This is a genomic window from Rhizobium sp. BK312 (genome assembly GCF_014193605.1).
Taxonomy (GTDB): Bacteria; Pseudomonadota; Alphaproteobacteria; order Rhizobiales; family Rhizobiaceae; genus Rhizobium.
Genome location: NZ_JACHZP010000001.1, coordinates 167,730 through 193,858, shown reverse-complemented (window position 1 = coordinate 193,858; position 26,129 = coordinate 167,730). Strand labels below are relative to the sequence as shown.

Genomic DNA, 26,129 nt, shown 5'->3' with positions numbered 1-26,129 from the left:
ATCTTCTCGCTGTAGTGATGCCGGCCTCGCGTTGCGGGTCGGTATCACGGTCGGGACACGTCCTGTGATCCGGCTGGTTACGGCGCCCCTTACGCGGCGGACCCACAAGGACGTGACGTTTGGCCGTGGATGAGGAGGAAGCGACAGGAACCGAGATCGGGTCATGGCCCAGAGTTCCTGATCGTCGAAGCAATCGCGCGTTAGAAGGAGCTACAATGACGGGTCATGCGAAAGCCGGCCGGCCAAATCAATTTCTGCGCAATCTGAATTCGAAGATTGCATCCATTCCAATGATCCTGACGGCCGTCGTCATCTTCCTCGGCGGCACGATCTGGACAGTGGTTTATTCCTTCACCAATTCAAAGCTGCTGCCACGTCTCAGCTTCGTCGGGCTGGACCAATACCACCGTTTGTGGGCGGCGCCGCGCTGGGTCGTGTCCATTGAGAATCTTGCCGTTTACGGCATTCTTTCCATGATCTTCAGTCTCGTCATCGGCTTCGTGCTGGCTGCGCTGATGGACCAGAAGATCCGGTTCGAAAACACCTTCCGCACGATTTTTCTTTATCCCTTCGCTCTCTCCTTCATCGTCACCGGCCTCGTCTGGCAGTGGCTGCTTAACCCCGAATTCGGCATCCAGTCCGTGGTGCGCTCGCTCGGTTGGACGACATTTACTTTCGATCCGCTCTATACCCCGAGCATTGTCATCTACGGTGTGCTGATAGCAGCTCTTTGGCAGGGTACGGGGCTCGTGATGTGCCTGATGCTCGCAGGCCTGCGCGGCATTGACGAAGATATCTGGAAAGCGGCGCGCGTGGATGGGATTCCGATGTGGCGGACCTATCTTTTCATCGTCATTCCGATGATGCGCCCCGTCTTCATCACCACACTGGTCATCATCGCCAGCGGTATCGTCAAGGTGTACGACCTCGTCGTCGCGCAAACGAGCGGCGGACCTGGCATCGCGTCGGAAGTCCCGGCGAAATACGTCTACGACTACATGTTCCAGGCGCAGAACCTCGGTCAAGGGTTTGCTGCTTCCACCATGATGCTGGTGACCGTCGCGATCATCGTCATCCCCTGGGCTTATCTGGAATTCGGCGGAGGGCGCAAACGTGTCTAATCCTGTTACTCTCAAGAATGTAAACGGCGGTGCTGCCTTGACGGAGAAGACGCTCTCCGGACCGAGTGGCCGCAAGCCGCGCCGGGTGATTTCCGGCCGCAATATCATGCTCTACGGTACGCTCTTCGTCGCCGCGGCCTATTACCTGTTGCCGCTATATGTGATGATCGTCACGTCGCTGAAAGGGATGCCGGAAATCCGGCTCGGCAACATCTTTTCGCCGCCGCTCGAGATCACTTTCGAACCATGGGTAAAAGCCTGGGCAACGGCTTGTACGGGCCTCAATTGTGACGGCCTTTCCCGCGGCTTCTGGAATTCCGTGCGCATCACCGTGCCGTCGACGATCCTGTCGATCGCGATTGCCTCGGTCAACGGCTATGCGCTTGCCAATTGGCGCTTCAAGGGAGCCGATCTGTTCTTTTCGATCCTGGTGATCGGGGCGTTCATACCGTATCAGGTGATGATCTATCCGATTGTCATCGTGCTACGCGAAATTGGCATCTACGGTACGCTGACCGGACTTATCCTCGTGCACAGCATCTTCGGCATGCCGATCCTGACGCTGTTGTTCCGGAATTATTTCGCATCGCTGCCGGTGGAGCTTTTCAAGGCCGCGCGTATCGATGGCGCCGGCTTCTGGCAGATTTTCCTGCGCATCATGCTGCCCATGTCATTGCCGATCTTCGTCGTTGCCATGATCCTGCAGGTCACAGGCATCTGGAACGACTTCCTGTTCGGCGTCGTCTTCACCAGGCCCGAATATTATCCGATGACCGTCCAGCTCAACAATATCGTCAATTCCGTCCAGGGCGTGAAGGAATACAACGTCAACATGGCGGCAACGATCCTCACCGGTCTTGTTCCACTTATCGTCTATTTCGTGTCCGGGCGACTCTTCGTCCGCGGCATCGCCGCCGGCGCAGTGAAGGGGTGATCCATGAACAGTAGCGTTTCCATCAAAGACCTCTCGCTCGATTTCGGCGCGGTCACCGTTCTGAAGAACCTCAACCTCGAGATCAATGACGGTGAATTCCTGGTGCTTCTCGGTTCGTCGGGCTGTGGCAAATCGACTTTGTTGAACTGCATTGCCGGCCTGCTCGATATCACCGAGGGGCAGATCTTCATCAAGAACAAGAACGTCACCTGGGAAGAACCCAAGGATCGCGGCATCGGCATGGTGTTCCAGTCCTATGCCCTCTACCCGCAGATGACGGTCGAGAAGAACCTGTCTTTCGGCCTGCGCGTTGCCAAGGTGCCGCAGGACGAGATCAACAAGCGCATCGCGCGGGCTGCCGAGATCCTGCAGATCCAGCCGCTTCTGAAGCGCAAGCCGGCCGAGCTTTCGGGCGGTCAGCGCCAGCGCGTCGCGATCGGCCGCGCCTTGGTGCGCGACGTCGATGTGTTCTTGTTCGACGAGCCGCTCTCGAACCTCGATGCCAAGCTACGCTCGGAGCTGCGCGTCGAAATCAAGCGGCTGCATCAGTCGCTGAAGAATACCATGATCTACGTGACCCATGATCAGATCGAGGCGCTGACGCTCGCCGATCGCATCGCGATCATGAAGAACGGCGTCATCATGCAGCTAGATGATCCCACGACGATCTACAATGAACCGCGCAACCTCTTCGTGGCCGGCTTCATCGGCTCGCCGTCGATGAATTTCCTCAAGGGCGAATTGGTAAACCGCGAAGGCAAGATCGTGTTCGCGACCAATGACGTGCTGTTTTCTCTCGACGGCTACAAGGCCGGCGAGGCTCTGGAGGTCGGCCGCAAGGTTGTGCTGGGAGTTCGTCCCGAGCATATCAAGGTCAATGAAGCGACCGCGTTAGGTGCCGAAATTCACGATGCCACGGTCGATATCGAAGAGCCGATGGGTGCCGATAATCTGCTCTGGTTGAAGCATGCCGGTCATACCATGTCGGTTCGCGTCAATGGCGCGAGGCGCTTTGGCCCCGGTTCGGCCGTAAAGCTTGGCTTCGATATGTCTGTCGCATCGCTCTTCGATGCGCAGACAGAACTCAGAATATGATCCCATGCCCGGAGGCGGCTCAGCCGCCTCCTTCTTTGCAGCGGTCCGAGGAGGTCCGATGTCTTCTTCCATCAATGATAGCCTCACCGTCGATCTGGCGGGATCGTGGAGGCTGACGTCCCCCGACAGCGATCATTCTCTGTCCATGTCTCTGCCCGGTGATGTCCATTCCGCGCTCTATGCGGGGGGGCTTATTCCCGATCCTTATTTTGCGCGGAACGAAGAGGTCGTGCAGTGGGTCGCCAAGCAGGACTGGGAGCTGACGCGCAGCTTCGTACTCGATGATGCCGGCGGAGACTGGTATCTCGATATCGATTATCTCGACACAGTCGCCAGCGTCTACGTCAACGATGCGTTGGTGCTGGAGGGCAATAACTGTTTTCAGCGTTATCGCCCCGACGTCTCGAAGGTGCTGAAGACGGGTACGAACACCATTCGCATCGTCCTGCATTCGAGCATTTCGGCTGGTGCTGCCCTGCAGGCGAAGCAGCCTTTCTACATTCCCTACAGCACCGGCAATTCGCCGATCCCGAACGGTAACATGCTGCGCAAGCCGCAATGCCATTTCGGCTGGGATTGGAACATTGCGATCGCGCCGCTTGGCCTCTATGGCACCATCGCGCTGAAAAAGCTCGAAATAGCGCGCATCGAAAATGTCGTCACCCAGCAGATTCATAATGACGACGGCTCGGTCGATCTCAAGGTGACGGTGGCGCTATTTGCCAAGGGAACGGGGATCGCACAGCTTTATTTCTCGCTTGATGAGGAGCGGGTTCGCCTCGATGTCGGCGTCAACGCCGGTGAGACGTCGATCACCCATTTCTTCCATATCGACAAGCCTAAGCTTTGGTGGCCGGCAGGCAATGGCGAGCAGGCACTCTATGCTTTGTCGGTTGAAACCAATTTCGAAACCGTCACGCGGCAGATCGGCCTGCGCACGGTCGAGTTGATTACCGACGAGGACGAGGCTGGCAGCCGTTTCGCGTTGAAGATCAACGGTCGCGAGATATTTGCCCGTGGGGCCAATTGGATCCCGGCCGATGCCCTGTTCTCACGCTCCAATCCGGCCGCGACCGAGGATCTGCTGCAATCGGCCGTCGATGCCAATATGAATGCGATCCGTGTATGGGGCGGCGGTTTCTATGAGCATGACTGGTTCTACGACACCTGCGATCGCCTGGGTCTGATGGTGTGGCAGGACTTCATGTTTGCCTGCAATCTCTATCCCTCGACGTGCGACTTCCTGGAGAATGTCGAGGAGGAGGTGGGCTATCAGGTGTGCCGGCTTGCGACGCATCCCTCCATCGTTCTCTGGTGCGGCGACAATGAGCTGGTGGGTGCGCTCACCTGGTTCGAGGAATCCCGCAAAGATCGCGACCGCTATCTCGTCTCCTATGATCGCCTGAACAGGACGATCGAGACGGCGATGAAGAAGGCGCTGCCGGATGCGATCTGGTGGCCGTCGAGCCCGGCTTCGGGCTATCTCAATTTCGGCGACGCCTGGCACGCAGATGGTTCCGGCGACATGCATTACTGGTCCGTCTGGCACGAGAACAAGTCTTTCGACAATTACCGCACCGTGCGCCCGCGCTTCTGCTCGGAATTCGGCTTCCAGTCCTATACTTCGCTGCCCGTCATCAAGACCTATGCCGAGGCGAAGGATATGAACATCGCCTCTCCGGTCATGGAACTGCACCAGAAGAATGCCGGCGGCAACGAGCGCATTGCCGGCACGATGTTCCGCTACTTCCGCTTTCCCAAGGATTTCCCGAATTTCGTCTATCTGAGCCAGGTCCAGCAGGGCCTCGCCATCAAGACGGCGGTGGAATATTGGCGTTCGCTGAAGCCGCATTGCATGGGCACCATCTACTGGCAGCTCAACGACACTTGGCCGGTGGCCTCGTGGTCCAGTCTCGATTATGGCGGCCGATGGAAGGTGATGCACTATCTGGTGCGGCGCTTCTTCCAGCCGGTGTCCGTCGCGGCAATTCCTTCGGACGACAATAAGACGATCCGCTTCTCTCTGGTCAACGATACCAATGCCGATGTGGTGGTCGATATTTCCGTATCGCTGCTTAAGCTTGATGGTGAGCGCGTGCCGCTGACGATGGCGCATGCCGTCTGCACGCCGGATGCCGCCGTCACGGCGTTGTCGATCGATGCGGATCAGGTCCCCACCGATTGCCTGCTGGCGTGGCGCTTCACCGCATCGAACGGCATGGGCGGCGAGGGGCATTATGTTCACGGCACCTACAAGGCGCTTGAGCTTCAGCCCGCCGGCCTGACGGTGCTGCGGGAGGAGAAAGAGGAAAACGAGACCGTCGAACTCACCGTCACCGCAAGGGGACTTGCGCTGTTCGTGATGATCGAGAGCGAAGCGGAAGGGCGTTATTCCGACAACGCCTTCGATCTTGCCGCCGGCGAAAGCCGCCGCGTTGTGTTCACGCCCACCAAACCGCTCGCAAGCGGCGTGCCCGAATTCCGCATCTACGATCTGCAATCCAGCCAGTCGGTGGACAGCTAAGCGGCGAACGGCCGGCTGATGGATTGAGCTATTGCGCCGCAGTGGTGGCGCTTTCGGGGCCCCAAGCCCCAAAACAGACGGCCCGAAGGCCATTGGAGGACTATTGATGACGAAACTTGGATTTCAGCTCTACAGCGCCCGCAATTTCCAGCCCTATTCGGAGATCTTCGTAAAGCTCGGCAAGGCCGGCTATGCCGAAGTCGAAGGCTTCGGCGGTATCTATGCCGATCTTGATGATACCGGCCTTAAGAACCTGCGCGCCGAACTCGACAAGAACGGCCTGCGGATGGCAAGCGGCCATTTCAGCCCGGATTTCCTCGACGGCGAGGTGCAGAAGTCGCTCGCGATCGCCAAGACCCTGGGCATGGATTCGATCTATGCGCCCCATATCGGCGCCGACCAGCGCCCGAAGGATGCCGCCGGCTGGCTCGCCTTCGGCAAGCGCCTGCATGAAATGAGCAAGCCTTACAAGGATGCAGGCTTCGAATTCGGCTGGCACAACCACGATTTCGAATTCGTCAAGCAGGCTGATGGCTCGCTGCCGATCGAGCAGATTTTCGAAGGCGCTCCGGATATTTCCTGGGAAGCCGATATCGCCTGGGTCATCCGCGGCGGCGGCGACCCCTTCGCCTGGATCGAAAAGCTTGGTCCGCGCATCACGGCCGTTCACGTCAAGGACATTGCGCCGGCCGGCGAAAACAAGAATGAAGATGGCTGGGCCGATGTCGGGCACGGCACCGTTCCGTGGGCAAAGCTGCTCAAGGCGCTCGCCGGTACCAAAGTCAAACACTTCGTCGTCGAACATGACAATCCGAGCGACGTCGATCGCCTGATCACGCGCTCCATCGCATCCTTCAAGAGCTTTTGAGGCACTTCCACATGGCTAAGGAACTTGGCGTCGGCATCATCGGATGCGGCAACATCTCAACCACCTATTTCTCGCTCGCACCGCTCTTCAAGGGCCTGAAGGTGCTGGCCTGCGCGGATATCAACATGGAAGCGGCGCGTGCGCGCGCCGAAGAATACAAGGTCAGGGCCCAGACGATCGACGAACTGCTCGCCAATGACGAGCTCGATGTCATCGTCAACCTGACCATCCCGGACGCGCATTTCCCGGTTTCCAAGCGCATCCTCGAAGCCGGCAAGCACGTCTACTCCGAAAAGCCGCTCGTGCTGACGCTGGAGCAGGGTGAGGAGCTCCGTCGCATCGCCAAGGAAAAGGGGCTGGCGGTCGGCTGCGCTCCCGACACCTTCCTCGGTGGTGCGCATCAGCTCGCCCGCAAATTCATCGATGACGGCGGTATCGGGCGCGTCACCTCGGGCGCATGCTATGTGATGAGTCCGGGCATGGAAATGTGGCATCCGAACCCGGACTTCTTCTTCCTGCCTGGCGGCGGCCCGATCCTCGATCTTGGCCCTTATTATATCGCCAATCTGATCAACCTGATCGGTCCGGTGAAGCGTGTTGGCGCGATGACCTCCATGGCATCGCCGACCCGCACCATCACCAGCCAGCCGCGCAATGGCGATATCATTCCGGTGAAGACCCCGACGACGATCCAGGCGCTGCTGGAATTCGTCAGCGGCGCCCGGATCACGCTGACGGCGAGCTGGGATGTATGGTCGCACCGCCATGCCAATATGGAGCTCTACGGCACCGAAGGCTCGCTCTACGTGCCCGATCCGAACTTCTTCGGCGGAACCGTCGAGGCAAGCGGTCGCGACAAGGACATCAAGCCGTTGGAAAACTGGGCGCATCCTTTCGGTGTCGTCAATCAGGAAAGCCCGAACGGCTCGCGTGCCAACTATCGCACGGCCGGTCTCGCCGACATGGCAGCCTCGCTGATCGACGGACGCGATGCCCGTTGCTCGCTCGACCGCACCTTGCATGGCGTCGATGTCATGACCTCGATCCTGAAATCCGGTGAAGAAGGCCGTTTCATCGATCTCAGCACGACCTGCACGCAGCCCGCGGCGCTCGGCATCGAAGAGGCTCAGGCGCTCTTGAAGTAGGCGCAGGAAGAGCTAGTTTGCGCGCGGGTAACCAACCCGCGCGCTTTTTCATCTCGAAGGAATTCCACTATGGCCTGGCAACCGGCATCCGATCGCTATTCAAAAATGAAATACAACAGGACCGGCCGTTCCGGTCTGAAGCTGCCGGCGGTCTCGCTGGGGCTTTGGCACAATTTCGGCGGCGACACGCCGCATGACCGCAAGGTCGACATGTGCCGCACGGCCTTCGACCTCGGCATCACCCATTTCGATCTCGCCAACAATTACGGACCGCCTCCCGGCAGTGCGGAAACAGCGTTCGGCGAGATCCTGCGCACCGATTTCGCCGGCTTGCGCGACGAGCTTATCATCTCCTCCAAGGCCGGCTACGATATGTGGCCGGGTCCCTATGGCGAATGGGGCAGCCGCAAATATCTGATCGCCTCCTGCGATCAGAGCCTGAAGCGCATGGGCCTCGACTATGTCGATATCTTCTATTCACACCGCTTCGATCCGGATACGCCGCTCGAGGAGACCTGCGGCGCGCTCGATCATATCGTCCGCTCGGGCAGGGCACTTTATGTCGGCATTTCCTCCTACAACGCGCAGCGCACGCGCGAGGCTGCCGCCATCCTCAAGAACCTCGGCACGCCATGCCTGATCCATCAGCCGAGCTATTCCATGCTCAACCGCTGGGTCGAGGATGACGGTCTGGTCGATACGCTCGAAGACCTCGGCATCGGATCAATCGTCTTCTCGCCGCTCGCTCAGGGCATGCTCTCGACCAAGTATCTCGGCGGTATTCCGGAAGACAGCCGTGCCGCACAGAACCACTTCCTGAAGCGCGACTTCATCCGCCCGTCGATTATCGACAACATCAGAAAGCTGAACGAGATCGCCGAAAAGCGCGGCCAGACGCTGGCGCAAATGGCGATCGCCTGGGTTCTGCGCGGCGGCCGCATCACGTCGGCTCTGATCGGCGCCAGCCGTTCGTCGCAGATCGTCGATTGCGTCAAGGCGCTTGATAATCTCGACTTCACGGCCGAAGAGCTGAAGCAGATCGATGTCTATGCCAAGGAGGCTGATATCAATCTCTGGGCAAAGTCGGCCGAACGCGATTGATCATCCTAAAACGCCTGGAACTGGTTTTCGGGCGTTTTACCTTATTGCCGCTTGCCATGGTTCCGGAGGAGAGAGTTCATGATCCGCAATCCGATTCTGCCGGGGTTCAATCCCGATCCATCCATCTGCCGCGTGGGCGAAGACTACTATATCGCCACCTCGACATTCGAATGGTATCCGGGCGTGCAGATCCATCATTCGCGCGATCTCGTGAACTGGACCCTGGTCCGACGGCCGCTGGAGCGGGCTTCACAGCTCGACATGCGCGGCGAGCCCGACAGCTGTGGCATCTGGGCGCCTTGCCTCTCCTATGCGGATGGGCTGTTCTGGCTCGTCTATACCGACGTCAAGCGCTATGACGGCAACTTCAAGGACGCCCATAACTACATCGTGACCTCGCCAACCATCGAAGGCGAATGGTCCGAGCCGACCTATGTCAATTCCTCCGGTTTCGATCCATCCCTGTTCCACGACGATGACGGCCGCAAGTGGTTCGTCAACATGCAATGGAACCATCGCACCGAGAGCTATGGCGGCTCGCCGAAGACGCCGGCTTTCGACGGTATCCTGCTGCAGGAATGGGATCCGGCGACGAAATCGTTGAAGGGGCCGATCAGGAACATCTTCGCCGGCACCGAGCTGGGGCTGGTCGAAGGGCCGCATCTCTTCAAGCGGAACGGTTGGTACTATCTGACCACGGCTGAAGGCGGCACGGGTTACGATCATGCCGTGACCATGGCGCGATCTCGCGACATTGCTGGGCCGTACGAACTGCATCCGAACAAGCATCTGATCAGCTCGAAGGATCATCCGGAAGCGGCGCTGCAACGTGCGGGCCATGGCCAGTATGTCGAGACGCATGATAGCCAGTTCTACCATACGCATCTTTGTGGGCGGCCTTTGCCTCCGCATCGTCGCTGTACGCTCGGTCGGGAAACGGCCCTGCAGAAATGTGTTTGGAAAGAGGATGGCTGGCTCTATCTCGAAAACGGCGCCAGTGTTCCCGATGTCGATGTCGTAGGCTTGAACGGTGCCGTACCGGTGGATAAGCCGCGCCGTAGCGGTTATAATTTCGACGAAGGCAGACTGCCGATGGATTTTCAGTGGCTGCGGACGCCGCAACCGGAACGCATCTTCAGCGTGATGGAGCGACCCGGCCATTTGCGGCTTATCGCCCGCGAGAGCATCGGTTCCTGGTTCGAGCAATCGCTCGTTGCCCGCCGCCAGGAACATCACAGTTTCCGCGCTGAAACGGTCGTCGATTTCGAGCCCGACACCTACCAGCAGGTTGCCGGCCTGACGCACTACTACAATCGCTTCAAGCTGCATGCTATTGCCGTGACCCTGCACGAGAAGCTCGGCCGCTGCGTCACTATCATGACCTGCCCGGGCGATTATCCGAATGGCCGCCTGAGCTTTCCGATCGAGGGCGGCGCCGCAGTGCCGGATGGGCGCATACAGCTTGCCATGGAAGTGCGGAACAACGACCTGCAGTTCTTCTGGCAAGCGGAAGGCATGGGCGCATGGCAGGCGATTGGGCCAGTACTCGATGCCGGCGTCATCTCGGATGAGGGCGGGCGTGGCGAGCACGGTTCCTTCACCGGTGCCTTCGTGGGCATGTTTGCCTTCGACCTCTCAGGCCGGGCAAAGACAGCGGATTTCGACTGGTTCAACTACGATGAACTGTGAGGGGTGATGACTTCCGGCGGTGGGCTGTAAAGCCGGCCGCTGTTCTCACTCTATTACGGAATTGTAATTCGACTGTCAGATGCGTTTCATGTCTGTCACGGTAAGTTCGCGTGCAGATTCTGAAATGAGGAAACAACCAATGAGAAAAATCTTCACTGTCCTTCTTGCTGCATCCGTCCTCGGTATGCCGCTGGCTGCGACAGCGCAGGTCAAGCCGGCTCCCGCCGGCAAGCAGGCCGTTGTTCAAAAAGAGGCGGTGAAGAAGAAGGTCGTTATCCGCAAGGGCGGATGGGTCAAGGGGCGCCGCCTGTCGGCCTCCGACCGCCGCCGCGCCACGGAAATCGACTATCGCGCCTTTCAGCTATCCACGCCTCCGCGCGGCTATCACTGGGTTCGCCTCAAGAACAGCTTTCTCCTCGTCGGCATTACCAGCGGTTTGATTTCGAAGGTGCATGAAGCCAGGTAGGCCGGATGGAGCTACCACCAAGCAAACCAAGGGCGGCCGAGAGCCGCCCTTTTCGTGCCCAAAACTTATGGAGCAGCTTGAATCAAAAATCCCCGGCATCTCTGCCGGGGATCGAGCGTTCGTCTCTTATCTATCAATCTCAGTTCAGGCGGCCGGCTGCGTGGGCCAGCATGGTGTAGACCTTGCCGGTATCGGAGGTGAGATAGGATTGTGTGACGGTGCGATCGCGATCGGTGCGCGCGACATCGGCGAGCAGCTTTTCGAAATCGGCGATGTAGCGATCGACTGCGGTGCGGAATTCCGGCTCACGGTCGTATTTGCGCTTGATCTCGTCGAAAGTCTGCTGACCCTTGAGCGTATAGAGCCGGCGGGTGAACACGTCACGTTCGCCGCGCTGGTAACGGCGCCAGAGATCGACCGAGGCGTCATGATCGATGGCGCGGGCGATATCGACCGAAAGCGAGTTCAGCGACTCTACGACATGGCGTGGGTTGCGTGCGGCGGGAGCAGGAGCCTGTTCCGCCGGGGCTTTTGGTGCCGGTTGGCGGGCCGGCTGCAGACCGGCATTTTCATCGCGCGACGCGCCACGCAGCAGATCGCTGATCCAGCCGCCACCGGCCGCTTCCTGGCGAGCAGGGGTTGCTGTTTCCGCCGGACGCTGCGGCTGTGCTGCCGGTCGCTCGGCAGGGAGTGATCCACGCAAGCCCAGGGACTCGATCGAAGGCTGCTGCAGCTGTGGTGCCGGGCGCTGTACGGGCTGCTGGGCGACCGGCGGCTGTGGCGCCGGTTGCTGCGGAGCAGGTTGTTGCGGCCGCGGGGCGGCGGCCGCCGGGGCAGGTGCGGCGGGCTGCGGCCGTGGAGCAGGCTGTGCTTCGGCCAGCGCGCGAGCTGTCGGCTCGGAAATCTCCAGCTGCTGCGTCGAGCGGCCGACAATCTGCGAGATGTCCTGCAGGGCCTTGATCTGTTCGGCAACGGCGCGACGCATAGCTGCAGCGCTCTCCTTTGCTTCTTCCGGAAGATCGAAGGCACCGCGCTTCAGTTCGTTGCGGGTGAGGTCAAGCTCGCGGCGGATATCGCCGGCGGAGCGGCGGATTTCGTCCGTCGCGCCGGCGAAGCGGCCGATCGCGTCATCGACCGCAACGCGCAGAGTTTCACGCAGCTGCAGGGCAGCCGTATCGGAGGTCTTGCCGGCGTCGGCGAGCATCTGCTCGACCTCGGACAGCGAGGCTGTGAGGCCGCCGCGCAGTCGATTGGTGAGATCGCTGGAGCGGCGCTCGGCATTGGCGAATGTGTTTTCGACAGCCTGGCTCGCTTCCTCTCCGGCCTTCTGCAAGGCGGTGCGCATGTTTTCCGCCGCATCTTCGGCGCGCTTCTCGGCATCGGAGAGAACGCGGCCGATATCGCCGAAGGAAGACTGCACGCTCTGGCGGAGATTGCCGGTCACCTGGTTCGACCGCTGTTCCGCCCGGTCGAAGGCCGTTTCCACCATCGAGCCGAGGGCGCGCATGGTGTTCTCGATCTCTTCCGAGCGCTGAACGAGACCGACGGCCAAGTTCTGCAGTGCCGTTTCGCGCTCTTCCAGCGTCGATACGAGGTTCGACTGGGCAGCGCCAAGGAGCTGGGATGCTTGCGTCAGCACCTTGGAGTGATCGTCGAAACGACCGACGATGCTGCCGACCTGCGACAAGGTCTGGCCGGTAATCTCAGACAGCTTGTCGACCTTGCCTTCGAGAAGGCGGCTGGAGGCCGAGACCATCTCGCCGGCCTTCGCGGCGGATTCGGCGAAGCGTGACGAGGTTGCCATGAGGCGGTCATCGACGTTTGCGAATTCGCTTGCGGCATTGGACAGCAGTCCGGCGATCGCCGAGTTGTTGTCCGCCAGGCGGGCGATAATGCCGTTGACGCTCGCAAGCAGGTTGTTTTCGAGTGTGCTGACCGTGTTGACGGCATGTTCCGTGCGCGACGAGATCGCGTTGATGAGCGCGGCGTTTTCGGCCCGCAGGCGTTCCGTGCTTTCCTGAGCTGCCGCCGTGATGAGAGCGGCCGCCTCCTGACCCGTTGCGGCATAGCGATCGACGATCGGGCGAGCCTTTTCGTCGATGAGGCGCGAGAGTTCGGTGGAGCGCCCAGCCAGCATCGAATTCAGCTCGCGCGTGCGCTCGTCGAGCGAAGTGCGGATGGAGGAGCCACGGGCCTCCAGGGCCTTGTCAACATCGGCAAGCGTGGTGTCGATTTCGCGGGCGCGTTCCTCCAGAGAGCTGCGGATCGCCGTGCTGCGCTCGTCGAGCGCGCGCTCGACCTGCGCCATGGTGGAGGCGATTTGCTCGCTGCCGCCGGTAAGCGTGTTGCGGATCGCCGCGCCGCGGGCTTCCAGCGACTGTTCGGCCGAAGAGAGCGCCTGCGAGATCGTATTGACCTGGTTGCTGACGAGGCCTTCGGCTTCGGCAACCTTGTTGACGATCGCATTGCCGGCTTCCGAGAAGGTCTGGGCGACGGCCGCAGCCTGGCTTGCCAGCCGGTTCTGCGTTTCCGAGACGCGGTTGACGAGCTCATCGGAGCGCTCGCTCATGGCACGCGTAAAGGCATCGCTATGGCTGCCGAGGTTCTCGGCGAATTGCTGGCCGGTATTGGCGAGCAATTCGGCCGTGCGGGTTGCTTCCGTGTCCATGCCCTGCGCGGCGTCGGCAACGGCCGTGCGCAGCGTCGTTGCAAGATTGGCAGCCTTGCCTTCGATCGTGCGGTTGACCGCTTCGAGGCCGAGATTGAGAGCGCGATCCATGGTCGAAAGGCGCTCTTCGATGCGAGCGGCTGCCTGGCTGCCGCTGTCGTCGATCTTTGCCGCGCCACTCGCCAGGGTATCGGAGAGGCGGTTGCCGGCGATATCGACCTGGGCGGCAACGCCGGTGACGCCTTCGTTGATGCGATTTTCGAGCGCCGAAAGGCTCGCTTCGACGCGCGAACCGGTCTCGGCAAAGCGGTTCGTCATGCCGTCGATCGACTGGTTGAGGTTGGATGAGAAGGTTTCGGCTGAGCGTGCGATGTCGCCGGCGGCCTGCTGGATACGGCCGGCAATGTCGCCCGCACCGCTGTTCAGGCGCTCTTCCAACGTTCTCGCGCTGGCGTCGATGGTCTGGCGCAGCGAAGCCTCACGGTCCTCGAGCGACATTTCCAGCATGCTGGCGCTGGTGGCAATCGAGGTGCCGATGGCGGTCGTCTGTTCCATCAGCGTGTTGTCGATCTGAGTATGGGCATCGCGCAGGGCAAGGTTGATCGCATTGCTGCGGTCTTCCAGCGTGGAACGCATACGCTCATAGGCCGAGGCGAGGTTCTGATCCATCTGCGACAGACCGGCGCCGAGCGTGTTCTCCAGCTGACGGGTCGTCGTGCCGAGAACGGTTTCGACGCGATCGCTGTTGGCGCCGAGCATTTCGGAGAGAGTGTCCGTATGGGCGGTGAGCGAGCGGTCGAGGCGTTCCTGGTTTTCGCTATAGGCAGCACGGATGGCTTCCGCCTTGTCGCCAAAGGCTCCGGCAACGCGGGACTCTGCACCGGAGACGCTGTCGAGAAGCGCGTTGGCGCGTTCCTCCAGAGCGCTTTCGAAGCGGTTCTGGTTTTCTGCAAGCGAGATTGCGAAGGCCATGCTCTTGTCGTCGAGCGTGTTGGTCAGCGCCTCGTGGCCGCTGGTGACGGTATGGGCAATGGCCTTGGCGCTGTGAGAAAGAGTGTCTTCCAGTTTCGCATGGCCTTCCGAAAGAGCAACGGCGAGCGCCATCGTCCGGTCGTCTAGGCTGTTGACGATTTTGTCGTGAGTGCCGGCGACAGTGTCGGAGAGGGCGTCGAGACGGCTGGATACTGCATCCTCGAGGCGTGACTGGGTGTCCGAAAGCGAAATGGCAAGAGCCATCGCCTTGTCGTCCAGTGCGTCGGCCAGCGCATTGTGGTTGCTGGTGAACGCATTCGTGATCGCCTCGGCGCGATTGGCAAGCGTCGCTTCGAGACGCGACTGGCCTGAAGTCAGCGCATCGGAAAGCGCCCGTGTCTTGCCATCCAGCGTGTCGGCAACGCGATCGGCATGGCCGGAGACGGTATCCTCGAGGCGGGCCTGGGCTTCCGACAATGCGATGGCGAGCGCCATAGCTCTGTCGTCCAGTGCTTCGGCCAAGGCATTATGATTGCCCGCAAATGCCTTGATGATGGCCTCGGCGCGGTTCGCGAGAGTTTCTTCAAGACGAGTCTGTCCGGAGGTCAGCGCGGCGGCGAGGGCGCTGGCCTTGCCTTCGAACGTGTCAGCGACACGGTCTGCGTGACCGGAGACGGTTTCCTCCAGCCGAGCCTGGCTTTCGGAAAGTGCGATGGCGAGCGCCATCGTCCTGTCGTCGAGGGCATTGGTGACGCTTTCGGCGTGACCTGAGACCGTGCTTTCGAGACGAGCCTGACCCTCGGCCAGCGCGCGTGCAAGTTCCGTCGTCTTGGCGTCCAGCGTGCCGGCGACGTGTTCGGCATGGCCGGAAACCGTGTCTTCCAGCCGGGCTTGGCTTTCGGAGAGCGCGATAGCAAGCGCCATCGTCTTGTCGTCGAGCGTGTCGGCCAGCTTGCTGTGAGTATCGGCCATGACGCCGGTGATCGCGTCGGCGCGGCTCGCAAGCGTGTTTTCGAGGCGCAGCTGGCTTTCGGCCAGCGAAATGGCCAGCATCGAAGTGCGTTCGTCCAGGGCGGCGGTCAAATGTTCGTGGGAACCGCTGACGGCGCTGGCAATTGCTTCCGAACGCTCGGCAAGGGTCTGCTCGAAACGGGACTGGTTATCGGCCAGTGCGCCGAACAAGGCGTTGCTGCGGGCCGCCATGACGGCATCGACCCGTTCATGGGCAGAGCTCAAAGCCTGCGTGATCTCGTTGGTGCGAGCAGAGAGGGTGTTGTTGATGTCGTTGGCCCGGCCGGTGAAGGCCGAGGTGAGTTCTTCCGTGCCGCTTTGCAGCGCGGCGGAGACATCGCGCGTGACACCCTGCACGGCGGATGTGAAGGCACCGGCATGCGAGGCGAGCGTGGTATTGAGTTCGCTCGTGCCCGAGGTCAGGGCGGAAGAAATGCCTGTCGTGGCGTTCTGCAGCGCGGAGGTGATCTCGTTCGCCTTCGAGCCGATCGCGCTTTCCAACACTTCCTGGCCGGTTGCAAGCGTCGTTGCGAGAGCGAAGGACTGGTCGGTGAGATGCGAACCCAGGCGCTCGATGCTGGAGGTCAGGATGCCTTCCAACGCATCCGAATTGCTGCCGAGCGACTGATTGATGCGGGCAAGGCTTTCCGAAAGCTTGGTGTCCAGGGAGCCGGCGCGCTTGTCGAAGGCGGAGGTGAATTCCGACACGCGGTCATCGAAGGTCGTCGAAAGCTGGGCGATCGTCGACTGGAAGCGCTCTTCGAAGAAGCCGGAGCGCAGGTCGAGATCCATGATGGTGTCATCGGCTGTCGACTGTAGGCTTTGACGGAAGCTCGCGCCTTTTTCGTCGAGTGCCGTGTTGAGGCGGGACAGAACATTGTCCAGCGTGCCCGTGATGGACCGCTCGCCGCCGCTGAGGCTTTCGCTGATCTCCTTCGTGCGGGCAACCAGCGTTTCGTTGAGCTGGCGTGCACGTTCGTTCAATGCGGAATTCAGCTTTTCGGTGTTTGCATCGAGCGTCGAGGCGCGCGTTTCGAACTGGCCAAGCAGGTCCTTGCCGCGGTCGGCAAGAGTCGACGACAGAGATTCAAGACGGGTATCGAACTCGTGGCTGAGAGCGAGGCCGGAAGCGTTGAGGTTCTGCAGCAGGCTGTCGGTCTTGGCGGAAAGCAGGGTGCCGAGGGCCTGGACCGCGGAATCCGACTTCTCCATCAGGGCGGCTGCTCGCGTATCGATCATCGATGCGAAAGCTTCGCCAGAAGTAGAGAGCCGCACGGCGATTTCTTCGGTCGCCAGCGACAGGTCTTCCTTGATCTGATCGTGCACGCCCGAGATCGAGGAGCGGATACGCTCGGCGTGATTGACGATGGCGTCGCGCTCTGCGCCGAGTTCGTGGACCAAGCCGCGGACGCGCAATTCATTGTCGGCGTAGCTGCGCTCCAGCGCATTGACCTCGGAATGGACGAGGGTTTCGAGTTCCGTTGCGCGTGCAATGGTGCGCTCGATGCCTTCGTTCATCGCCGAGACTTCGCGGCGAACGGCCTGACCGACCGTCATTATGCGCTCGGAGGCGATAGTTTCCGGCTCGACGAGACGCAGGGCGACTTCCGCCATGGAGCGCGCTGCATTGCGCATGTCGTGCGCACGCGAGATCATCATGCCGAAAGCATAGAAGAGCAGCACCGGAACGATAATGCCGACGATGCAGGCGATGACGCCCGGAAGGGCGGCAAGATCCGCGATGGAATGAATGTTCCTGATCTGGGTGCCGTAAAGCATGAACGCGAGGCCGGCGCCGCCGATGATCCAGAACAGCGAGAAGATCGTGGCGTTTCGCACTGCACGGCTCTGCGAGGCTCCGTCGAGCGCTCTCAATATGCTTGCGGAACTTGCCCTGTTGCCGTCATTGGCGGCAGCGAGGTTCGGATTCTTCGGCGCCTCGGCAGGGCGGGGCGGAGTGGCAGGGGCTGCGGTGCTGCGCGCTCCGCCATTCTTGCGGGCGGCATCATCCTTGGTCTGCTTTATCGGCTGTTTCGGCGGCTCAGACACATTTTGCTCCGGGATATCGGGCGTAGTTCCGCTGCGAGACTCCAAGCTCTCGTCACTGAAATCGATCTGCAAAGCTTCGTCCAATGCCTGAAAGGCCTTGTCCTCGACCGACTCGATGTACTTTTTGTTCGCCATGCGGTTACGCCTCGTTACAACTCACTCGGGCTTGCTGTGCCTTTTCCGGTAATTCCGCCGCGTCCGGAAAAGACGAACCCTGCCTCCCGTGGGGTCTTCCGCCTTCGATCAACACCGAGCTTGGATTTCCCATTACATTCAGAGTGGATAACTGGTTTTTCAAACGGATGTTATGAAAACATTACCATCATCCACTTCCGGGGCAAAGGCATGTGCCATCCACCCAATTTACCAGTATCGTAGTGACACATTCCCCCAGTCATGACAATTAATTCCACCTTAAAGCCAGTGGATCATTAAGAGGCTATTAACCCTGTTTGACTGTTCAATGCGATGAAAACCCAAGATTTTGAGCATGTTTAACGCACGTTAACCATGTCCCGAGTTTTCAGCCCTTAATGTGCCAAAATTTAACTCGATGGCCATGTCCGGGCCGCAACTATGCGGCAGGTCTATAAAACAGGCACAGATAAAAGACTGGAGCATTGGCACATGGCAGCTTTGAACATCGCATTTGAATCTCCGGACAATTCGCGGGGCGCGGCTCCGTCGCGGGAGCGGGCGATCGATCTTGTCCATCTCGGAAAGCAGACGATGGGTGATAAGGCGCTGGAAGTCGAGGTGCTGCAGATGTTCGCAAGGCAGGCTCGTTCCTGCCTGCATGAGATTGGCAGTGGCGATTTGAAACGCATGGAAGCTGCATCGCACAAGCTGAAGGGGGCTGCCAGCGCCATTGGCGCCTTTCGCGTGGCGGATGCGGCCGGAGCGCTCGAAAGCAACGTTGGCGACGCTGCTCGTATGGCAGCGGTTACAGCCAGCGTTATCGAGGCCGAGAACTTCATTTTGAAGCTCTCGCGCTAGGCCGAGCGTTCGAACGGCAAATCTCAAGCATTCTTGCGCCGCCAGACGGGATAATCCGTTTCGGCGGCGCAAATGTTGACTGCTCCAGCGAATTGTTGGAAGTAAAATTCCGATCGTCCTTCATTCAAGCAATTCGGAATTCACCCACATGACCAAATTGACCATCGTCGCCTTCGACGGCACGCGCTTTGACCTCAATGTCGACGAGGGCTCCACCGTGATGGAGAATGCAGTGCGCAACTCCGTTCCGGGTATTGAAGCGGAATGCGGCGGCGCCTGTGCCTGTGCCACCTGTCATGTCTATGTCGATGAGGAATGGACCGAAAAGGTCGGCGGCCCGGAAGCCATGGAAGAAGACATGCTCGATTTTGCATTCGACGTCCGTCCGAACTCGCGGCTTTCCTGTCAGATCAAGATGAAGAGCGCGCTTGACGGGCTTGTGGTGCATGTGCCGGAGCGCCAGGCCTGAGGCAGCGCTCCAACGCGCCTTGCGCGATTCCTCGGCCAGATCTCCTGTAGGCGCTCGTCACGCAAAAAGATGCCCCGCTCAGCCGGTGCAGCGAGCGAGGCGAGGCGGGCGCATCACCACAGGCAAGGGAGGAAACACCTGCGGCTTCAGGACGCGCCAGGAGAACACTTAGCGCATGCTTCGAAAAACAAACCCCGACTGCGTCGAAGAGCGAATAGACCCGCCGACGCAGGCACTCGAAATCGATCCTTACGAGACAACCGCCCGGCCTTTTTCGAATCAACCAGTGCGTTTGTCTCTGTAATTGATAGGAAAAACCTATTTCAGATTCTCGTAAAGTTCAAAGAGCAGCGAGATCGTACGATTCACAGGATATAGTGACCTATTTCCCACAGCCGTCGTTACTCGATCGCTTTTGCGCTGAGAGCAGCTCTTCGGACTACTGCGAATTGCCTTGTCGGCTGCGATAGTAGAGCAGCCTCTGCATGCGGCTCGAAAAATTGAGCGCTTCTATGCGGTCGAAGCGCGCCTGATCGGCGTCGTGCCGCTCGGTTTCGCGCGACGTCACAGCGTTTGCCCGTTCCTGCAGCGTATCGCAATTGCTGGCGGGTGGCAGAGCCAGGATCTGCTTTTCCATCTGCCGCGCATGCTGGCGGGCGATTTCGACATGCCGGTCTTCGTGGCGCCGGATATCGCCGGCCAGGGTATCCCAGATCACGGAAAGCTGCTTGCTGGCGCCCCGCCGGTCCCGCCAGCGCGGCAGGATGATTTCCGTATTGACCGTTACCTTGACGCTGGAGATATGGCAGCGGCCGTTTGACTCGCTGTAGGTCGCACTACCGCCGAAGCGGATCTTCGTTGCGCCGGGATGGTGGCTGCTTGAGCCTATCGCCAATGGCCCGCGCTGATTCAAGGCTGCATCGAGCTCGTCGGCGGTGCTTCCCTTGATGTCGAAATAGGAAGTTGACTTGCGGGCGATGACTTCCGCACCGGCCACACCGGGTATGCAGACCGCGAGCAGCAATGCACACGAAAGACTGAACTTATGGGATGCAAGCGGCATTCGTGTCGCTACCATGTTGAACTTCTGTGAACCTTGCGGCATAGCCACTGTGAGCGCAATATCAAGCGCAAGGTTTTTTCCTTTTCAATGGGATGGACAGTTCGTGACGGAGCTTCACAGCCAAAGCTGGCATGTCGCGCATGGCCGCAGCATCGATGTCGGTGGGCAGAGCGTCATCATGGCTATCGTCAATGTGACGCCGGATTCCTTTTCCGACGGCGGTCATTATGAGGCCGTCGATGCGGCCGTTGCCCATGCGCTGGCTTGCGTCGAGGACGGGGCCGCCATCATCGATATCGGCGGCGAATCGACCAAGCCGGGTGCTGTCGCCGTCAATGCCACCGAGGAGCAGGGACGGGTACTGCCTGTCATCGAAGCCCTGCGCGGGAGGACCGATGCCCTGATTTCGGTTGATACCTACCGCGCCGATACGGCGCGGCTGGCGATCGGAGCGGGTGCCCATATCGTCAATGATATCTTCGGCCTGCAGCGCGAGCCTGACATCGCCGCTGTGGCCGCACAAACGGGCGCCGGTCTCTGCATCATGCACACGGGCCGCAACCGGCAGAAGCTGCCTGATGTCATCGATGACCAGCTTTTCTTTCTCAATCGCTCGCTGGAGATCGCAGCCGCCGCAGGCGTAGACAGACGGACGATCGTGCTCGATCCTGGTTTCGGCTTCGCCAAGGAAAATGCCGAGGAAAATCTGGAGCTCATGGCGCGTTTCAACGCTCTGCTGCGCTTTGAACTGCCCCTGTTGGTCGGCACTTCGCGAAAGCGGTTCATTGGCACTATAACGGGTCGCGAAGCAGCTGATCGCGATGTCGGCACCGCTGCAACCAGCGCAATCTTGCGATTGCAGGGAGCTGCCATATTCCGCGTACACAATGTCGCAATCAATAGGGACGCGTTGGCCATTGCGGATGCTATTCTCGCGACGCGGGCGAGACTTAAAACATGATGCTCGGATCCAAGGAGCGGTTTTCGGACGCGATCGCGCCTGTTCGAAACGGAGATACGCCATGAACGCTGTGACATACACCATTACTCTGCAGAATTGCGCCTTCTTTGCCCGGCACGGCGTCCATGACGAGGAGGAATTCCTCGGCCAGCGCTTCTTTGTCGATGCCGAGCTCGATGTCGAAGCCGGCGACGCGCTGGAGCGCGATTCGATCGACGATACCGTCAATTACGGCGTCGCCTTCAGCGTCATCGAGGAAATCGTCACAGGTCGCCGGCGTTATCTGATCGAGGCGCTGGCGCTCGATGTGGCGAAGGAGCTATGCCGTCGTTTTCCGAGTATCCGCCGGGCCAAAATCACGGTACGCAAGCCCAATGCCCCGGTTCCGGGCGTTCTCGATTATGTACAGGTGAGCATTGAGCATTTTGCCTGAGGGTGCAGCCGCGCGGACGACGCTCGGTTTGGGCGGCAATCTGGATAACCCCGTCCACGCCATGGCGCTCGCCTTGCGTACGTTGGACGCGCGCGCCGATTGCCGGGTGGTTTCGGTGTCGCGACTTTACCGCACGCCGCCCTGGGGCAAGACGGACCAATCCTTTTTCTACAATTCCTGTGCTGCCGTCGATACGACACTTTCGCCGGAAGCTCTGCTCGACGTCTGCCTGGACATAGAGCGGCAGATGAAGCGGGTGCGGATCGAGCGCTGGGGACCACGCACGATCGATATCGACGTGCTGACCTATGGAGATTTGGAAAAGGCCGAGCCGTTGCTCACCATTCCACATCCGCGAATGGTCGAGCGTGGTTTCGTGCTGATGCCGCTTGCTGATTTTGCCGCCGATCTCGTGGTGAAGGGCCGCACGATCACCGCCTGGCTGCAGGATGTTGATATCGAAGGTATCGAGGTCGCGGACGAAAGTGGTGATTGGTGGCGGACAGCCTGAACTGGACCCCATGGATATATAAAGACAAAGGCCGGCAAATTGCCGGCCTTTGTCTTTATGAATTCTCGCTCAATGCTATTGGATCGACCCGACCGCCATCTGGTCGACGTCTGCACGCTTCAGCGTGACGCCGATAACCGGTACCATCTGATCGCCGACCTTCACCGAGATTGTGACATTCATCGACTTGTTGTCCGCAATGCGGGCGATCATGGCGCCGTTGAGCTTCTGGCGGATCAATCCGAGAACGACGGTGTTATCGTTGACCGCGCCTGATGTCACGTCGAGGCCCTTGCCGGCTGCGCCGTCCAGGAACTTTCCGCTGTAGGAACCGCCGTTCTGCGTGATCTCGGCCGACATCGGCTGCTGGAAGACGCCGACGCGGCAGGTGCCGTCGAGCTTGACGCCGGCGCTGCCGCCATCGGATGGCTTGCCCGTGAGATTGCAGGTGAACTTCGTGCCCTTGTACTTGCCGGCGACGATTTCGCCGGGGCCGCTCCAGGTACCGGAGATCGACTGGAAGAAGGCCTTGTCGCGGGGCGCCGCGTCGGCCGACTGCACCCAGGCGCCGGTGGAGATGGCTGCGGCTGCAAGGCTGCTTACAAGAAGAAATCGACGCGAAAACATGGACATTCCCTAGCGAGGCGGAACCGTGAAACTGATTGTCACTTTTGCCGCAGAATGGTTAATGCTTGGTTTCCTGAATGCCAAAGCGCCTGATTTTCAGGTCCTCATGCAGGATTGCGGCCGCCTACGCTCGGCGTGAGGTCGCCGGCAAAATCGGCAATGCCGGGACGCTTGAGCGCCTTGAAGGGGAGCGGCCGGCAGAGGTCCATGGCGGCGATGCCGATTCTTGCGGTCATCATGCCGTTGACGACGCCCTCGCCAAGACGCGCCGACAGTTTCGACGCCAGGCCGTGGCCGATCAGTTGCTGGACGATGCTGTCGCCGACTGCGATGGAGCCGGTGACGGCCAGGTGGGCGATCACATCGCGCATCAGCCTGACCATGCCGAGCGTTCCGGGTCTACCGCCATAAAGCTCGGCCATGGCGCGGACGAGTCTCGCCGCTTCGTAGAGAACGTAGAGAATATCGACGAGGGCACGGGGACTGACGGCGGTTACCACCGATACCCGTTTCGAGGCACCGAGAATCAGCGCGCGGGCGCGGCGGTCGAGCGGGCCGAGCAGCTCGCGTTCAGCGAGGTCGATCAGTTGCGGCGCATCGATGATATCGTCTTCTGCCGCCTTCAGGGTCGCGCGGCCTCTTGCCGTGTCCGGATTGGCTTCCAGAATGGCGCAGAGTCGCTTGACCAACGCTTTGGCGCGCGCCGGCCGGGTTTCGACGATGGCGGCGTCCGCCTCTGCCTTGATGCTCTGCACAGCAGCGAGCCGCATCATTCCGGCCGTCTCGCGAATGACGATGGCAAACACGGCCAGGATGCCGACGGCCACAACTGCAAGGGCAGTATAGCCGAGCCAATCGGCCCGGCTGAACAGGTCGCGGATGAGCTGATCCGTCCAGAGGCCGAAAGCGAGCGATACCAGAATGCCGAGCGCGCTGAGTGCCACCTTGCCGAAGGAAAATCCTTTGCGGCGTGGCTTTGCAATGGCAGTTGCATCCGCATCGGCACCGAGGGCCGGATTGATGAACGGATCTTCCGCATCGGGCGTCAGCACGATATCGGTATCGAAGGTCTGCGGCTTGCGAACCGCTGGCGCAGTTGCCTCTTTTTTGGAGGTTTCCGGTTCCACCGCGAAGGCGCCGGGACGACGATTACCGTTCGGCTCGTTTTCGGTCGATTTCGTCATGCGAGGCGGTCTCCGAACAGGAACTGCATGGCGCGGTCGAGGCGGATATGCGGCACCGAAAGCTTGATGCCTTCCCCGGTTTTTTCCAGCTCCGGAGGGCGAAACCGTACGACATTCACTTCGGGCAGATGGACCTTTGCCCCATTGGCTTCAAGGGCTTCGAACAGCCAGCGGGGATTTTCCGGGAGATCGCCGGGGAAGACCGCCGTCTTGCGATTGCCGTCGAAGGTCTCGCCGGCGATGGTTTCGCCGTCCATCGGCGTGCCGACGATGACGGGAAGCGTTTGCCCATCGCGGGTCACGGTTGCCTCGCGGGTCGCCCGCACCGAAGCTATGGCCATCACATCGATGCCGGCCCCGGCCATGCCGATGCGCTCAATGGCGCGGTCGACGAGACGGCGCGTCAACGCCTCCAGCCGATCATGACTTTCATGATGGAGATGGTCGGCCTTGGTCGCGGCCACCAGCACACGGTCGATGCGCCGGCCGAGCAACGAGGACAGGAGGGAGTTGGTGCCCGGACGGAAGCAGGCGAGCACATCCGTCAGGGCCCGTTCGAGATCCTGCACCGCTTCCGGGCCGCGGTTGATGGCCTGCAGGGCGTCGACCAGAACGATTTGGCGGTCAAGCCGGGCGAAATGTTCGCGGAAGAAGGGTTTGACGACAACGGCCTTGTAGGACTCGTAGCGCCTCTCCATCATCGCCCATAGCGATCCCTTCGGCGCATTGCCCTCGGAAGGCAGCTTCAGCGGTGCGAAGGTGAGGGCAGGCGAACCGTCGAGATCGCCGGGCAGAAGGAAACGGCCGGGGGGCAATGTGGAAAGCGAACGTTCGTCGGATTTGCAGGCTTTCAGGTAGTCGGCGAAAGCCGTGGCCAGATCGCGCGCCTTCATTTCATCCGCGGGTTCAGCGATATCTGCCGCTTCCGTCATGCCAAGCCAATGACGTGACAGTTCGGCACGAATGCCGGTCTTCGCCAGCGCCAGCGTCTCCTCGCTGAAGGTACGGAAATCCTTGGCGAGCAATGGCAGGTCCAGCAGCCATTCACCCGGATAATCGACGATATCGATCGAGAGGCGGCCGGGCGAGAACAGGCGGTTCCAGCCGCTGGCGCTTTGGTAATCCAGCGTGAGGCGCAGCTCGGAGATCGCCCTTGTCGAATCCGGCCAGACGCGGTCTTTCACGAGCGCGCGGATATGATCCTCATACTGAAAGCGCGGCACGGCGTCATCGGGCTGCGGTTCGAGACGAACGGCGGAGACACGGCCGGACTGCACCGGCTCGAACAACGGCAGGCGTCCGCCATTCAGCAGATTATGTACCAGCGAGGAGATGAAGACGGTCTTGCCCGAACGGGAGAGGCCCGTGACGCCCAGACGAATTGTCGGATTGACGAGACCGGCGGCTCGATCGGCCAGATTGTCGAAGGCGATGAGGGCGTCGTCGGTAAAAGAGGTCAGGCTTGGGGGCAAGACGGGATCCCTGGATGACAGCGTGACCGTGAATATAGGGATGGAAACTTGCGCCGAAAAGATGAGCGGATATGTGTCTGCAATCAGCGGCGCCGCCGTTGCGACCCATATCGCCGAAGTCTCTATTCGGTGACAAAGTCGAGCAGTACCCAGCCCGATGGCGTCGAATCGACAACGGCAAGACCGGCTGTCGGAAATCCGCGTGGAAGAGCGCTGGCCAGAGCATCGCGTCCAATCAAGGCCGCAAGCGTCAGTTCGATGACTGGGTTATGCGCGACCAGCATGACCGACTCCTGATCGGTCTGCGCAGCGATGAGTGACAGATAGACATCCGGTGAGCCGTTATAGAGTTCGTCGACAAAGCGGAACTCCGTCGACGGCGTGACGACGCGGCGTATAGCCTCGGCGGTCTGGCGGCAGCGCAGAGCGGTGGAGGAAATGACAAGGTCGGGCTTGTAGCCTTTATCAGCCGCCTCGTCGGCGACAATCTCGGCCGCGGCGTAGCCGTTGTCGCTCAAGGGACGGTCGAAATCTTTTTGGCCGGGTGCAGCCTGCATGGCCTCGGCGTGGCGTAGAAGATAGATCCGGGAGGGCGGCGGCGAAATGCTGATCATGGCAAGATCTCGAGGCTCGATTTCACTCATGAGGTAACGTCTCTTCATTGGTGCCGTCAACTGCTGCGCGATCTGTCAGAAGGCGAAATGCTCCATCATCACGGGAAGGTTACGAAAGACGCGAATCTGGCTCGATGAGAAGAAGTGATGAAAAAA

Annotated in this window: 20 protein-coding genes; 14 read left to right on the top strand and 6 right to left on the bottom strand. The window is 60.3% G+C overall.

The window, feature by feature from the left end; genetic code table 11:
• The first annotated feature begins 215 nt into the window (after nt 1–215).
• From FHT85_RS00950 to FHT85_RS00910, 9 genes are all read left to right on the top strand, one after another.
• Nucleotides 216–1,121 carry a carbohydrate ABC transporter permease gene (locus FHT85_RS00950; RefSeq protein ID WP_112411897.1) on the top strand — a complete coding sequence of 302 codons (906 nt, stop codon included), beginning with the start codon at nt 216–218 and terminating at the stop codon, nt 1,119–1,121.
• Entirely contained in the window at nt 1,114–2,055 is a 942-nt protein-coding gene (locus FHT85_RS00945) for a carbohydrate ABC transporter permease (protein WP_015340096.1), read from the top strand. The genes FHT85_RS00950 and FHT85_RS00945 overlap by 8 nt, the downstream gene beginning before the upstream one ends.
• A 3-nt stretch (nt 2,056–2,058) precedes the next feature.
• Nucleotides 2,059–3,150, top strand: coding sequence for an ABC transporter ATP-binding protein (locus FHT85_RS00940; protein ID WP_112411898.1), 1,092 nt, complete (start codon nt 2,059–2,061; stop codon nt 3,148–3,150).
• A gap of 58 nt (nt 3,151–3,208) precedes the next feature.
• Complete coding sequence (locus tag FHT85_RS00935; protein WP_112411899.1) at nt 3,209–5,674, top strand: beta-mannosidase; 2,466 nt, start codon at nt 3,209–3,211, stop codon at nt 5,672–5,674.
• A 106-nt stretch (nt 5,675–5,780) separates the two neighbouring features.
• On the top strand, nt 5,781–6,542 hold the full coding sequence (locus tag FHT85_RS00930) for a sugar phosphate isomerase/epimerase family protein (RefSeq protein ID WP_112411900.1): 762 nt from the start codon (nt 5,781–5,783) through the stop codon (nt 6,540–6,542).
• A gap of 11 nt (nt 6,543–6,553) precedes the next feature.
• Nucleotides 6,554–7,687, top strand: coding sequence for a Gfo/Idh/MocA family protein (locus FHT85_RS00925; RefSeq protein ID WP_112411901.1), 1,134 nt, complete (start codon nt 6,554–6,556; stop codon nt 7,685–7,687).
• A gap of 69 nt (nt 7,688–7,756) precedes the next feature.
• Nucleotides 7,757–8,788, top strand: a complete 1,032-nt coding sequence (gene mgrA, locus FHT85_RS00920) for an L-glyceraldehyde 3-phosphate reductase (RefSeq protein ID WP_112411902.1) — start codon at nt 7,757–7,759, stop codon at nt 8,786–8,788.
• A gap of 78 nt (nt 8,789–8,866) precedes the next feature.
• A complete protein-coding gene (locus FHT85_RS00915) occupies nt 8,867–10,477 on the top strand; it encodes a glycoside hydrolase family 43 protein (RefSeq protein WP_112411903.1) in 1,611 nt (536 codons plus the stop codon).
• A 139-nt stretch (nt 10,478–10,616) separates the two neighbouring features.
• On the top strand, nt 10,617–10,943 hold the full coding sequence (locus FHT85_RS00910; RefSeq protein WP_112398361.1) for an RcnB family protein: 327 nt from the start codon (nt 10,617–10,619) through the stop codon (nt 10,941–10,943).
• A gap of 139 nt (nt 10,944–11,082) precedes the next feature.
• Here FHT85_RS00910 and FHT85_RS00905 read toward each other — a convergent pair whose 3' ends face one another.
• Complete coding sequence (locus FHT85_RS00905; protein WP_112411904.1) at nt 11,083–17,778, bottom strand: hypothetical protein; 6,696 nt, start codon at nt 17,776–17,778, stop codon at nt 11,083–11,085.
• Between the two features lie 492 nt (nt 17,779–18,270).
• On the opposite strand from FHT85_RS00905, the gene FHT85_RS00900 reads away from it, so the two are divergent.
• Nucleotides 18,271–18,639 (top strand): Hpt domain-containing protein, encoded by a 369-nt coding sequence (locus tag FHT85_RS00900; protein WP_112411905.1) that lies wholly within the window; start codon nt 18,271–18,273, stop codon nt 18,637–18,639.
• Nucleotides 18,640–18,787: 148 nt separating this feature from the next.
• Nucleotides 18,788–19,108, top strand: coding sequence for a 2Fe-2S iron-sulfur cluster-binding protein (locus FHT85_RS00895; protein WP_015340086.1), 321 nt, complete (start codon nt 18,788–18,790; stop codon nt 19,106–19,108).
• A gap of 439 nt (nt 19,109–19,547) precedes the next feature.
• Here FHT85_RS00895 and FHT85_RS00890 read toward each other — a convergent pair whose 3' ends face one another.
• Nucleotides 19,548–20,171 carry a DUF922 domain-containing Zn-dependent protease gene (locus FHT85_RS00890; protein WP_112411962.1) on the bottom strand — a complete coding sequence of 208 codons (624 nt, stop codon included), beginning with the start codon at nt 20,169–20,171 and terminating at the stop codon, nt 19,548–19,550.
• Between the two features lie 178 nt (nt 20,172–20,349).
• Between FHT85_RS00890 and folP the strand changes: the two genes are divergently transcribed.
• From folP to folK, 3 genes are all read left to right on the top strand, one after another.
• Complete coding sequence (folP, locus tag FHT85_RS00885; RefSeq protein WP_210293568.1) at nt 20,350–21,132, top strand: dihydropteroate synthase; 783 nt, start codon at nt 20,350–20,352, stop codon at nt 21,130–21,132.
• A gap of 61 nt (nt 21,133–21,193) precedes the next feature.
• The gene (folB, locus tag FHT85_RS00880) at nt 21,194–21,565 is read left to right on the top strand and encodes a dihydroneopterin aldolase (RefSeq protein ID WP_015340083.1); all 372 of its coding nucleotides are present in this window, start codon (nt 21,194–21,196) and stop codon (nt 21,563–21,565) included.
• Nucleotides 21,558–22,076, top strand: a complete 519-nt coding sequence (gene folK / locus FHT85_RS00875; protein ID WP_112398355.1) for a 2-amino-4-hydroxy-6-hydroxymethyldihydropteridine diphosphokinase — start codon at nt 21,558–21,560, stop codon at nt 22,074–22,076. Before folB ends, folK begins: the two co-directional genes overlap by 8 nt.
• Nucleotides 22,077–22,151: 75 nt before the next feature.
• Here the strand turns inward: folK and FHT85_RS00870 are convergent, their stop codons facing one another.
• The 4 genes from FHT85_RS00870 to FHT85_RS00855 form a co-directional block, all read right to left on the bottom strand.
• Nucleotides 22,152–22,703 (bottom strand): hypothetical protein, encoded by a 552-nt coding sequence (locus tag FHT85_RS00870; protein WP_112411907.1) that lies wholly within the window; start codon nt 22,701–22,703, stop codon nt 22,152–22,154.
• A gap of 104 nt (nt 22,704–22,807) precedes the next feature.
• Entirely contained in the window at nt 22,808–23,887 is a 1,080-nt protein-coding gene (locus tag FHT85_RS00865; RefSeq protein ID WP_112398354.1) for a YcjF family protein, read from the bottom strand.
• Nucleotides 23,884–25,359 carry a YcjX family protein gene (locus FHT85_RS00860; protein WP_112411908.1) on the bottom strand — a complete coding sequence of 492 codons (1,476 nt, stop codon included), beginning with the start codon at nt 25,357–25,359 and terminating at the stop codon, nt 23,884–23,886. Before FHT85_RS00860 ends, FHT85_RS00865 begins: the two co-directional genes overlap by 4 nt.
• A 122-nt stretch (nt 25,360–25,481) precedes the next feature.
• Nucleotides 25,482–25,973 carry a SixA phosphatase family protein gene (locus FHT85_RS00855; protein WP_112398373.1) on the bottom strand — a complete coding sequence of 164 codons (492 nt, stop codon included), beginning with the start codon at nt 25,971–25,973 and terminating at the stop codon, nt 25,482–25,484.
• Nucleotides 25,974–26,129: the final 156 nt, after the last annotated feature.